This window comes from Pseudonocardia sp. SID8383 (assembly GCF_009864975.1).
Taxonomy (GTDB): Bacteria; Actinomycetota; Actinomycetes; order Mycobacteriales; family Pseudonocardiaceae; genus Pseudonocardia; species Pseudonocardia alni.
Map to the genome: position 1 here is coordinate 1 of NZ_WWFY01000450.1, position 11,882 is coordinate 11,882.

Sequence of the window (11,882 nt, forward strand, 5' to 3'; positions counted from 1 at the left end):
ACGAGACCGTCCGCATCCGGGTCCGCGACGCCGTCCCGCGCGCCCCCGTGGACCCCGTGCCGCCGGCCACCGCCCCGGACGGCCCCTGGCACGGGCCGCTGTCGCGGCGGCTCGAGCAGCACTTCGTCTACAACACCCTCAACACCATCGCCTCGCTGGTGCGCACCGACCCGCCACGGGCCCGGGAGCTGCTGCTCGGCTTCGCCGACCTGTCCCGGGCCGCGGACCGGGCCGGGGAGCCCTCGATCCGGCTCGACGAGGAGCTCGCCGCCGTGCGGGCGTACCTGCAGATCGAACGGACCCGCTTCGGCGCCCGGCTGACCACCGAGCTCGACGACCCGTCCGGGGCCGGTGTCGACCCGTCGTCGGCGGTGCCGCCGCTGTCGGTGCTCGCCGCGGTCCGCCGCGGGGTGGCCGAGGAGATCGAGCCGCACAGCGCGGGCGGCGCGGTCCACGTGCGGCTGGACCCGGACGCCCCCGACGGGCCCGCGGCCCGGGTGGAGGTCCATCCGGCGGGCCCGGCCGAGCGGCCCGCCCGCGCCCCGCTCGTCCTGTTGGTCCTGCCGCTGGGCGTGCCCGTCGTGTGACACCCGCCGGCGGGGGAGTGGCGTGCACCGCCCGGGGCGACGGACCTTCATCGATCCGGATAGCGTGCGCGCCATGCTGGGGCTGCCCGACGGCACACGCGCGTGCCTGTTCGACCTGGACGGCGTACTCACCGACACCGCGAGCGTCCACGCCGCGGCGTGGACGCAGATGTTCGACGAGTACCTCCGTTCCCGCGACGGTGACGGGTACACCCCGTTCGACGTCAACGCCGACTACGGTCCGTACGTCGACGGGAAGCCTCGTCTCGAGGGGACCCGCAGCTTCCTCGCCTCGCGCGGGATCGAGCTGCCCGAGGGGTCCCCGGACGACACCGCGGACACCGAGACCCTGTGGGGCCTGTCGACCCGCAAGAACGACCTCGTGCAGGAGCGGATCCGCACCGACGGAGTCGAGGTCTACCCGGGGTCGCGCCGCTACCTGGAGGCGGTGAAGGACGCCGGGCTCACCACCGCCGTCGTGTCCTCCAGCGCGAACGCCGAGCAGATCCTGCGGGTCACCGGGCTCGAGACCTTCATCGACCACCGCGTCGACGGCGTCACCGCCCGCGAGCGCGGCCTGCCCGGCAAGCCCGCTCCCGACACCTTCCTCGCCGCCGCGGCCGACCTCGGGGTGGACCGGTCCGCCGCGGTGGTGTTCGAGGACGCGCTGGCCGGCGTGCAGGCCGGCCACGCGGGGGACTTCGGCGCCGTCGTCGGCGTCGACCGTCTCGACCAGGCGGACGCGCTGCGTGAGCACGGCGCGGACGTCGTCGTCACCGATCTCGCCGACCTGCTGGAGCGTTCGTGAAGCCCGACCACCTGCCCACCTTCACCGTCGAGCCGTGGGTGGTCCGCGAACCGCGCCTCGACCTGGACGCGATGGGCCAGACCGAGTCGGTCTTCGCGCTGTCCAACGGCCACATCGGGCTGCGCGGCAACCTCGACGAGGGCGAGCCGCACGTCCTGCCCGGCACCTACCTGAACTCCTTCTACGAGGTCCGGCCGCTGCCGTACGCCGAGGGCGGCTACGGCTACCCCGAGTCCGGGCAGACGATCATCAACACGACCAACGGCAAGCTGATCCGGCTGCTGGTCGACGACGAGCCGTTCGACCTGCGCTACGGCACCCTGCACCGGCACGAACGGGTGCTGGACATGCAGGCCGGCACGCTGCACCGCGAGGTCGAGTGGGAGTCCCCGGCCGGGCGCCGGGTCCGGGTCCGCTCGACCCGCTTGGTCTCGCTGACCCAGCGCGCGGTCGCCGCGATCTCCTACGAGGTCGAGCTGGTCAGCAACGGCAACGACGGCAGCGGCGCCGCCGGTGACGCCGCCCTGCTGGTGCTGCAGTCCGAGCTCGTCGCCAACGAGCAGCTGCCCGGCCGCGACGCCGACGACCCGCGCCTGGACACCGCGCTGGACAACGTGCTGGAGCCCGAGCAGTCCCGCGCCGGCGACGCCGGGGCCACCCTGGTGCACCGCACCCGCAAGTCGGAGCTGCGCTGCGGCGCGGCGATGGAGCACGAGGTGTTCGGCCCGGACGGCGTCCAGGTGTCCACCGACGCCAACGAGGACCTCGCCCGCACCACCGTCATCGCCCGGGTCAAGCCCGGCCAGTCGCTGCGCGTGGTCAAGTACCTCGCCTACGGCTGGTCCTCGCGGCGCAGCCTGCCCGCCGTCTACGACCAGGTGCGCGCCGCCATCGCCGCCGCCCGGTACACCGGCTGGGACGGCCTGGTCGCCGAGCAGCGCGACTACCTCGACGACTTCTGGGCCACCGCCGACGTCGAGATCGACGGCGACGCCGAGCTGCAGCAGGCCGTGCGGCTGGCGACCTTCCACATCCTGCAGGCCGGCGCCCGCGCCGAGCGCCGCTGCATCCCGGCCAAGGGGCTGACCGCCGACGGCTACGACGGCCACACCTTCTGGGACACCGAGACGTTCTGCCTGCAGGTGCTGTCCTTCGTCGCCCCGGAGGCGGCGGCGGACGCCCTGCGCTGGCGCAAGTCGATCCTGCCGCTGGCCTTCGAGCGCGCCGAGACACTCGGCCTCAAGGGCGCGGCGTTCCCGTGGCGCACCATCCGCGGCCACGAGTGCTCCGGCTACTGGCCCGCGGGCACCGCGGCGTTCCACATCAACGCCGACATCGCCGACGCGGTGAAGCGGCACGTGCACGCCACCGGCGACACCAAGTTCGAGCTGGAGGTCGGGCTGGAGCTGCTGGTCGCGACCGCGCGGCTGTGGCGCTCGCTGGGCAGCCACGACTCGGCGGGCAACTTCCGCATCGACGGCGTCACCGGCCCCGACGAGTACTCCTCGATCGCGGACAACAACGTCTACACCAACCTGATGGCCCAGCAGAACCTGCGCTACGCCGCCGAGGTCGCCGCGAAGCACCCGAGGTCGGCGTCACGGCTCGGGGTGGACTCCGAGGAGATCGCGTCCTGGCGCGATGCCGCCGGCGCCATGTTCATCCCGTTCGACGAGCGCCTGGGCGTGCACCCGCAGTCCGAGGGCTTCACCGACCACCAGCGGTGGAACTTCGAGGAGACCCCGGCCGAGCGGTACCCGCTGCTGCTGAACTACCCCTACTTCGACCTGTACCGCAAGCAGGTCATCAAGCAGGCCGACCTCGTGCTGGCGATGCAGATCTTCCCGGAGGCGTTCACCGAGGAGCAGAAGCGCCGCAACTTCGCCTACTACGAGGCGATCACGGTGCGGGACTCGTCGTTGTCGGCGTGCACCCAGTCGGTGATGGCCGCCCGCACCGGGCACCTGGAGCTGGCCCACCAGTACCTCGCCGAGGCCGCCCTGGTCGACCTGCAGGACCTGGCGGGCAACACCGACCACGGCATGCACATCGCGTCGATGGCCGGGACCTGGACCGCGGTCGTGCTGGGCTTCGGCGGGATGCGCTGCGAGGCCGACGGGTTGTCGTTCGCTCCGGTGCTGCCGGCGTCGCTGTCGCGGATCTCGTTCGGCCTGAAGTGGCAGGGGCGCCGGATCCGGGTCTCGATCACCCCCGAGGAGACCGAGTACCGGCTCACCGACGGCGCCCCGATGCGGCTGCGCCACCACGGCGAGCCCATCGCGCTCGACGACGAGAGCCCGGCCACCGCGCCGACCCCCACCCCGGAGTGGGTGGAGCCGGTGGAACAGCCCCATGGACGGGCCCCGCGGGTCCGCGGCTGACCGCCACGTTCCGGGTGCGGGCGGGGGTGCCGGGCCCGGCCGGCTGATCCCGGTCCGTCACGTACCGGAAGGCCGTCCACCACTGGTAGCCTGGCCAGTCGCTCCGTCGGCGACAGGCTCGTCCTGGCACCGCGCGGACCCCTCGTGTACGTCCCCCCGGTGGAGGATCCCCGCGCCGTGCCCGAACCCACTTCCGCTGCCGGCTCCCCGGCTGCCGCGGCCGACCCCGCCGCGCCGGTCGACCCGGAGCTGGCCCACGAACAGTCCTACGTGGCCATGCTCTACGAGCAGCTCGAGGACCGCCGTCGCGACACCGCGCGCCGGCTGGCCGACACGCTGCGCGAGGAGACCGTCGGCACCCCGCAGGCCATCACCCAGCGCGACGCCGCCGCGGAGATGCTCACCGACCGGCTCGCCGGTCTGCGTGCCGCCGAGCACGGGCTGGCCTTCGGCCGGCTCGACGCGGACGACGGCGAGATCCGCTACGTCGGCCGCATCGGCCTGCTCGACGAGGACAACGAGTACGAGCCGCTGCTGATGGACTGGCGGGCACCCGCCGCCCGGCCGTTCTACACCGCCACCGCCGCGAACCCCGAGGGGATGCGGCGGCGCAGGCACCTGCGGACCCGGCTGCGGCAGGTCGTCGCGGTCGACGACGAGCCGCTCAACCTGGCCGAGATGACCGAGGCGGAGCGGGCGCGCTCGGGCTCGGGGCTCACCAGCGAGGCCGCGCTGCTGGCGGCGGTCTCCTCGGCCCGTACCGGGCGGATGGGCGACATCGTCGCCACCATCCAGGGCGAGCAGGACCGGATCATCCGGTCGAAGCCGTCCGGGGTGCTGGTCGTGCAGGGCGGGCCCGGCACCGGGAAGACGGCGGTGGCGCTGCACCGCGCGGCGTACCTGCTCTACACCCACCGCGACCGGCTCGCCCGGCGCGGTGTGCTCGTCGTCGGGCCGAACCCGACGTTCCTGCGCTACATCGGCCAGGTACTGCCCTCGCTGGGGGAGACCAGCGTCGTGCTCGGCACCGTCGCCCAGCTGTTCCCGGGGCTCGACGCGCGGCGCACCGAGTCCGCGGCCGCCGCTGAGCTCAAGGGCCGCGCCGAGATGGCGCCGGTGATCGCCGCCGCGGTGCGCGACCGGCAGCAGCTGCCGCGCACCCCGGTCGAGCTCGTCGTGGAGCAGCAGCGGGTCGTCCTCGACCGGGACACCGTCGCCCAGGCCCGCACCCGGGCCCGGCGCTCCCGCAAGCCGCACAACGAGGCCCGCCGCATCTTCCGCAAGGAGCTGCTGCGGCTGCTCGCCCAGCAGGTCGCCCGTCGCGTCGGCGGCGGCGAGTCCGGCCTGCTGGACCGGCGCGACGTCGACGACATCCGCGACGAGCTCGCCGAGTCCGCCGAGGTCGCGACGCAGCTCGAGGAGCTCTGGCCGACGCTGTCGCCCGAGCAGCTGCTCACCGACCTGTTCGCCGACCGTCGCCGGCTCAACTCGGTGGCCCGGCGGATCCCGGCACCCGAGCGGGCCCTGCTGGAGCGCCCGGCGCCCGACGCCGACGTGCCCCCGGACCTGCGCTGGACCCCGGCCGACGTCGCCCTGCTCGACGAGGCCGCCGAGCTCCTCGGCGACGACGGCGCCGCCCGGGCCGCCGCCGAGGCCGCGGCGCTGCGGGAGGAGGTCGAGTACGCCCAGGGCGTGCTCGACGTGCTCGACCTGGAGGAGGACCTCGACCCCGAGCTGCTGCGTGCCACCGACATCATCGACGCCGACCGGCTGGCCGAGCGCATGCAGGTCTCGCGCTACGACTCGACCGCCGAGCGGGCCGCCGCCGATCGCGAGTGGACCTACGGCCACGTCATCGTCGACGAGGCGCAGGAGCTGTCGGCGATGGCCTGGCGGATGGTCATGCGTCGCGCCCCCGCCCGCTCGATGACCCTGGTCGGGGACATCGCCCAGACGGGGGACCGCGGCGGCGCCGGGTCGTGGGACGAGGTGCTGTCGCCGTTCGTGGCCCGTCGCTGGCGCCTGGAGCAGCTCACCGTCAACTACCGGACGCCGTCGGAGATCGCCGACGTCGCCGACGACGTGCTCGCCGAGATCGACGCCTCGCTGCGGCCGCCGTCGTCGGTGCGCTCGACCGGGGTGCCGCCGTGGGCGGCCGCGCTGCCCGCCGGGGCCGACGGCGACCGGGTACTGGCCGAGCGGGTGCGGGCCGAGCGCGACGCCGTGGGCGACGGCCGCACCGTCGTCCTCGCACCGCTGGCCCGACTGGACCGGGTCCGCGCCGCCCTCGACGCCGCCGGGCTCACCACCCCCGGGCCCGCGGAGGGGGAGTCCGAGCTGGACGCCCCGGTCGTGGTGCTGCCGGTCGCGGCCTCCAAGGGCCTGGAGTTCGACGCGGTCGTCGTGGTGGAGCCGCAGGAGATGCTGGACGAGTCCCCGCGGGGGCTCAACGACCTCTACGTCGCGATCACCCGGGCCACCCAGCGGCTCGGGGTGCTCCACTCCGGGGACCTGCCCCCGGTGCTCAAGCGGATCGGGCGGGCCGGCTGAGCTCGGCTCGGCGCTCGGCTCAGCCGGCCCGGTAGAGGTCGCGCAGCAGCGCGATCTCCGCCCCGTGGTGGATGGCCTCCCGGTGGATGTGCAGCACCAGCGTCGCCAGCGGCGCGTCGGCGTAGGGACCCTCGGCCGGTCCGCACGGCCGGGCGAGGCCCTCGGCGCCGAGGGCGGCGACCCCGGCGGTCCAGCGGGCGTACTCGGTGTCCAGGGCGTCCAGGGCCGCCGCCGCGGTACCGGGGTAGGCGTAGGAGTCGTAGTCGACGGCCGGCCCGCCGAAATGGGAGTGCGAGCGCATCGCGAACACCCCGACCAGCACGTGCCCGATCCGCCAGGCGATCGTCGTGACCGGCGGCGGCTCCGGCGTCGGGAACGCGAAGTCGATCACCCAGGCGCCGGACCCGGCGCCCGGCGGGGTCACCGACTCCCCGCGGCGGCGCACGCCCCAGCAGCCGGGAACCGGCTCCCAGTGGTACTCGTCGTCGGTGAGCCCGGCCAGCCGCGGGCGCAGCGCGGTCTCCCAGTGGAACGTCAGCTGCGCGAGCAGCTCGCCGTTCCATTCGACACCCGTCCTCGTCCCCATCTCCGTCATGACCCCACAGTCTGGCCCCGATCGCGGACACCGACTGCCCGCGTCCACACCCCCTGTCCGGTCGGCACACCCGTTGCGGCAGGTGTGGACACCGGACAGGGGTGTGGATCCGGGTCAGCCGGCGAGGCGGGCCGGGCGGACGGCGCGGCTGCGGGCCCGGGTGGCGGCGGCGACCAGGGCACCGGCCAGGCGAAGGTCCTCGCCGTCGCGCTCGGGATGGGACTGGACACCGACCACCCAGGGCGCGTCGGTGCCGCCGGGGCCCGACGGGTCGCTCCACTCCAGCGCCTCGACGACGTCCCCGGCGCGGGCGGACACCCGCAGCCCGGGGGCGACGCGGTCCACCCCCTGGTGGTGGTGACAGCGCACCGTCACCGGGCCCGGACCCAGGATCTCCGCGGCCCGGGTCCCCGGCTCGGTCAGCACCGGCACCGGCGCGTACACCCCCGGTCCGGCCGAGTGCGCTCCGGCGACCTGTGCACCGACCACGTCGGGCAGGTGCTGGTGCAGCGTCCCGCCGAGCGCCACGTTGAGCAGCTGCAGCCCGCGGCACACGCCCAGCACCGGGATCCCGCGGCCGAGCGCCCGGTGCAGCGCCGCCACGTCGGCGGCGTCCCGTCCGGTGCGCGGTGTGTCGGTGTGCGCGCCGGCCACCTGCCCGTAGCGGGCCGGGTCGACGTCCTGGCCGCCGGTGAGGAGGAGCCCGTCGAGGGCGTCGACGGCCTCGACGGCGCCGTCGGTCGGGGCGAGCAGCACCGGGACCCCGCCCGCGTCCAGCACCATCTCGACGTAGGTGCGCGGGACCAGCACGACGTCGTCGTCGCGCATGATCCAGTAGTCGGCCCGCTCGCTGTAGCAGCTGATGCCGATCAGCGGGCGCGTCACGAGTCCGCCCCGCGCAGCACGTCGATCACCTGGTCGCCGTAGCGCGCGAGCTTGCCCTCGCCGATCCCGGAGATCGTGCCCAGCGCGGCCCGGTCGGCGGGGGCGCGGGTCGCGATCTCCCGCAGCGTCGCGTCGTGGAAGATCACGTAGGCGGGAACGCCCTGCTCCTTCGCCGTCGCCGCCCGCCAGGCCCGGAGCCGTTCGAACACCGGCGCGAGCTCGGCCGGCATCTCCACGGCCGGCTTCGACCCGCCCCGCGACCGCGACGACCGCGCGGCGCGTTCCGGCTCACTGCGCAGCATGACCTTCTGCTCGCCGCGCATCGCCGCCGGGGACTCCTCGGTGAACCGCAGCGTCGAGTAGTTCCCGCCGACGGTCAGCAGCCCGCGCGCGACGAGCTGGCGCAGTACGTTGCGCCACGCGACGTCGGTCAGCTCGGTCCCGACGCCGAACACCGACAGCTCGTGGTGGCGGTGCTGGTCGACCTTCGGGGTGCGTTTGCCCAGCAGGATGTCGACGACCTGCCCGGCGCCGAACTCCTGGTTGCGCTCCTTCTTCAGCCGCCACACCGTCGACAGCACCTTCTGCGCCGCGACCGTGCCGTCCCACGACGACACCGGCGTCAGGCAGGTGTCGCAGTTCCCGCACCGCTGGGCATCGGGCCTCTGCCCGAAGTAGCGCAGCAGCTGCGCCCGGCGGCACTCGGTGGTCTCGCACAGCGCGAGCATCGCGTCGAGGTGCTGGGCCAGGCGCCGCTTGTGCGCGGCGTCGCCCTCGCCGTCGTCGATCATCTTGCGCTGCTGCACGACGTCGGCGAGCCCGTAGGCCAGCCACGCCGTCGACGGTTCGCCGTCGCGGCCGGCACGCCCGGTCTCCTGGTAGTAGCCCTCCACGGACTTCGGCAGATCGAGGTGGGCGACGAAGCGGACGTCGGGCTTGTCGATGCCCATGCCGAACGCGATCGTCGCGCACATGACCAGCCCGTCCTCGCGCAGGAACCGGGACTGGTTCTCCCGGCGCACCGACGCGTCGAGCCCCGCGTGGTAGGGCAGCGCCCGGATGCCCTGCGCGGTGAGGAACTCCGCGGTCTCCTCGACCTTGCGCCGTGACAGGCAGTAGACGATGCCGGCGTCCCCGGCGTGCTCGGCACGCAGCAGCTCCAGCAGCTGGCGACGCGGCTCGTTCTTCGCGACGATCCGGTACGCGATGTTGGGCCGGTCGAAGCTCGCGACGAAGGCCTGAGCCCCGGTCAGCTCCAGGCGCTGCGCGATCTCGGTGCGGGTCGCGTCGGTCGCGGTCGCGGTGAGTGCGATCCGCGGGACGTCCGGCCAGCGCTTCGGCAGCTCGGAGAGCAACAGGTAGTCGGGCCGGAAGTCGTGCCCCCACTGCGCGACGCAGTGCGCCTCGTCGATCGCGAACAGGGCGATCCGGCCGCGTTCCAGCAGCCGCACCGTGGACTCCACCCGCAGCCGCTCCGGGGCGAGGTAGAGCAGGTCCAGCTCGCCCGCGAGGAACTCCTGCTCGGTGAGGCGGCGCTCGTCGGCGTCCTGGGTGGAGTTGAGGAACCCGGCCCGCACCCCGAGCGCGCGCAGCGCGTCGACCTGGTCCTGCATCAGTGCGATCAGCGGCGACACCACGACCCCGGTGCCCGGCCGGGCCAGCGCCGGGACCTGGTAGCACAGCGACTTGCCGCCGCCGGTCGGCATGAGCACCAGCGCGTCCCCGCCACCGGTGACCTGCTCGACGATCGCCTGCTGCTCGCCGCGGAACGCGTCGTAGCCGAAGACGCGGCGCAGGATCTCGTGCGGGTCGCTGCTGTGCACCCGCTCCGGGACCGGCTCCGGCTCCGGCAGCCGCCCCGGCCCGGCGGGCACGGCGGCCCAGGCGTCCTCCGGTGGGGGCTCGTCGCCGTAGTCGTCCTCGGGCTCGGGCGGGAGCGGGATCTCGTCCGGGTCGGAGGCGTCGAACACGTCGTCGATCGTACGAGCCCCGCCGCGTGCGCCCCGCCCGGCACTCACCTCGCGGCACCGCCGACCGCGCCCGGGCCCGGGCCAGGGGCGTGGCCCCGGTCACCGCCCGTGTGTCGCGGGCGCCGCGGTGCTGCGCCGGACGGCCCCGGGGTGTAGCAAGACCTGCAGGACCAGCGGCGTTCGCAGACCGGGCGCCGGGCGATCACGCGAGAAGGACGGATCCGTGGATCTGAAGATCGGGTACAAGGCGTCGGCCGAGCAGTTCGGCCCCCGCGACCTCGTCGAGTACGCGGTGCTGGCCGAGGAGCTCGGGCTCGACAGCGTCTGGGCGTCGGACCACTTCCTGCCGTGGCGGCACGAGGGTGGGCACGCCCCGGCCGCACTGCCCTGGATGGCGGCGGTGGGGGAGCGCACGAAGCGGGTGCAGATCGGCACCTCCGTGCTCACCCCCACGTTCCGCTACAACCCGGCGGTGCTGGCCCAGGAGTTCGCCACGATGGCGCTGCTCACCGGCAACCGGGTCGCACTCGGCGTCGGCACCGGCGAGGCGCTCAACGAGATCGCGGTGTCCGGGCGGGAGTGGCCCGAGTTCAAGGAGCGCTTCGCCCGGCTGCGCGAGGCCGTGAAGATGATGCGGGCGCTGTGGACCGAGGAGTCGGTCAGCATCGAGGGCGAGTACTACACCTTCGTCGACGCCATGATCTACGACCGGCCGGAGCAGCCGGTGCCGATCTACGTCGCCGCGGGGGGCCCGATGGTCGCCCGGTTCGCAGGCCGGTTCGGCGACGGGTTCATCTGCACCTCCGGCAAGGGCATGGACCTCTACACCGACAAGCTCCTCCCGGGGGTCGAGGAGGGCGCGGGCAAGGCCGACCGCGACGCGGGCGCCATCGACAAGATGATCGAGATCAAGATCAGCTACGACCGGGATCCCGACGCCGCGCGGGAGAACACCCGGTTCTGGGCGCCGCTGTCGCTGACCGCGGACCAGAAGAACTCCGTCGACTCCTCACAGGAGATGGAGCGCCTGGCCGACGAGTTGCCGATCGAGCAGGTGGTGAAGCGCTGGATCGTCGCGTCGGACCCCGACGAGGCCGTCGAGCAGATCAAGCCCTACCTCGACGCGGGCCTGAACCACCTCGTCGTGCACGGACCGGGGCACGACCAGCGCCGGTTCCTGACGCAGTTCACCGAGGACGTCGCGCCGAAGCTGCGGGCGCTCGCGTGAGCGCCGCGACGGGCGCCGCCGCCGTCACCCGCGACGGGCGGGTGCTGCGCTGCCGGGTCTCCACCGGCCGTCACGGCACCCTCGACGGGCCCGCCATGGCCGAGGTCACCGAGGCGCTGCTGGCGCTCGACCCGGCCGAGACCGGAGCGGTGCTGGTGCACGGCGACGGCGAGAACTTCTGCACCGGCGGTGACGTGCGGGCCTTCGCCGGGGCCGAGGACCGCTACGCCTACGTGCACGGCCTCGCCGACACCTTCCACTCCATGCTGCGCCCGCTGGCCGCCTCCCCGGTGCCCACGGTCGCTGCCGTGCCGGGCTGGGCCGCCGGTGCGGGCATGAGCATCGCGCTGGCCTGCGACCTCGCCGTCGGCGGGACCTCGACCCGGATGCGCCCCGCCTACCCCGGCATCGGGTTCTCCCCGGACGGCGGGATGACCTGGACGCTGCCGCGGCTGATCGGCGCAGCGCGGGCGCGGCGGGTCCTGCTCACCGACGAGGTCCTCGAGGCCGAGACGCTGGCCGAGCTGGGGCTGCTCGCCTCTGTCGTCGACGACGACCGGGTGGCCGACGAGGCCGCCGCGGTCGCGCACCGGCTCGCCCAGGGACCGACGGCCGCGCTGGGCCGCATCCGCGGGCTCCTGAGCGTGACCTGGGACCGGGGGCTCGACGAGCAGCTCGCGGCCGAGGCGGACTCCATCGCGACCTGCGCCGCGGGTCCGGAGGGTGCCGAGGGGCTCGCCGCGTTCGGCGAGAAGCGCCGCCCGCAGTTCCACTAGCCACCGCACACGACGAGGGGGCGCGACCGTCCGGTCGCGCCCCCTCGTCGTGTGTGTTCTCGGTCAGCGCCCGCTGGCCGGGCTCCCCGCGACGACCCGGCG

9 protein-coding genes are annotated in these 11,882 nt (G+C 74.4%); 6 read left to right on the top strand and 3 right to left on the bottom strand.

What is annotated here, in order from left to right:
- From GTW08_RS10950 to GTW08_RS10965, 4 genes are all read left to right on the top strand, one after another.
- A partial coding sequence (locus GTW08_RS10950) for a histidine kinase (protein ID WP_161151851.1) occupies window positions 1–587 on the top strand: 587 nt, incomplete at its 5' end.
- A gap of 73 nt (window positions 588–660) precedes the next feature.
- Window positions 661–1,395: a beta-phosphoglucomutase family hydrolase gene (locus GTW08_RS10955; RefSeq protein ID WP_073575340.1), complete on the top strand. Its 735-nt coding sequence runs from the start codon at window positions 661–663 to the stop codon at window positions 1,393–1,395.
- The gene (locus tag GTW08_RS10960) at window positions 1,392–3,776 is read left to right on the top strand and encodes a glycoside hydrolase family 65 protein (RefSeq protein WP_073574908.1); all 2,385 of its coding nucleotides are present in this window, start codon (window positions 1,392–1,394) and stop codon (window positions 3,774–3,776) included. The genes GTW08_RS10955 and GTW08_RS10960 overlap by 4 nt, the downstream gene beginning before the upstream one ends.
- A gap of 276 nt (window positions 3,777–4,052) precedes the next feature.
- Window positions 4,053–6,326 (top strand): HelD family protein, encoded by a 2,274-nt coding sequence (locus tag GTW08_RS10965; protein ID WP_083658488.1) that lies wholly within the window; start codon window positions 4,053–4,055, stop codon window positions 6,324–6,326.
- 19 nt (window positions 6,327–6,345) lie between these two features.
- Here the strand turns inward: GTW08_RS10965 and GTW08_RS10970 are convergent, their stop codons facing one another.
- From GTW08_RS10970 to recQ, 3 genes are all read right to left on the bottom strand, one after another.
- The gene (locus GTW08_RS10970) at window positions 6,346–6,921 is read right to left on the bottom strand and encodes a DinB family protein (protein ID WP_237453730.1); all 576 of its coding nucleotides are present in this window, start codon (window positions 6,919–6,921) and stop codon (window positions 6,346–6,348) included.
- A 114-nt stretch (window positions 6,922–7,035) separates the two neighbouring features.
- Entirely contained in the window at window positions 7,036–7,806 is a 771-nt protein-coding gene (locus GTW08_RS10975; RefSeq protein WP_217266870.1) for a gamma-glutamyl-gamma-aminobutyrate hydrolase family protein, read from the bottom strand.
- The gene (gene recQ, locus GTW08_RS10980; protein WP_139282780.1) at window positions 7,803–9,629 is read right to left on the bottom strand and encodes a DNA helicase RecQ; all 1,827 of its coding nucleotides are present in this window, start codon (window positions 9,627–9,629) and stop codon (window positions 7,803–7,805) included. The genes GTW08_RS10975 and recQ overlap by 4 nt, the downstream gene beginning before the upstream one ends.
- Window positions 9,630–9,999: 370 nt before the next feature.
- Between recQ and fgd the strand changes: the two genes are divergently transcribed.
- Together fgd and GTW08_RS10990 are read left to right on the top strand one after the other, a co-directional pair.
- Complete coding sequence (gene fgd, locus GTW08_RS10985; RefSeq protein WP_073574906.1) at window positions 10,000–11,004, top strand: glucose-6-phosphate dehydrogenase (coenzyme-F420); 1,005 nt, start codon at window positions 10,000–10,002, stop codon at window positions 11,002–11,004.
- Window positions 11,001–11,780: an enoyl-CoA hydratase/isomerase family protein gene (locus GTW08_RS10990; RefSeq protein ID WP_073574905.1), complete on the top strand. Its 780-nt coding sequence runs from the start codon at window positions 11,001–11,003 to the stop codon at window positions 11,778–11,780. The genes fgd and GTW08_RS10990 overlap by 4 nt, the downstream gene beginning before the upstream one ends.
- The last annotated feature ends 102 nt before the right edge of the window (window positions 11,781–11,882 follow it).

Excerpts from the sequence above, each read along its gene's own strand:
- GTW08_RS10955 (WP_073575340.1), top strand. The coding sequence starts at position 661 with ATGCTGGGGCTGCCCGACGGCACACGCGCGTGCCTGTTCGACCTGGAC.
- GTW08_RS10965 (WP_083658488.1), top strand. The coding sequence starts at position 4,053 with ATGCTCTACGAGCAGCTCGAGGACCGCCGTCGCGACACCGCGCGCCGG.
- GTW08_RS10970 (WP_237453730.1), bottom strand. The coding sequence starts at position 6,921 with ATGACGGAGATGGGGACGAGGACGGGTGTCGAATGGAACGGCGAGCTG.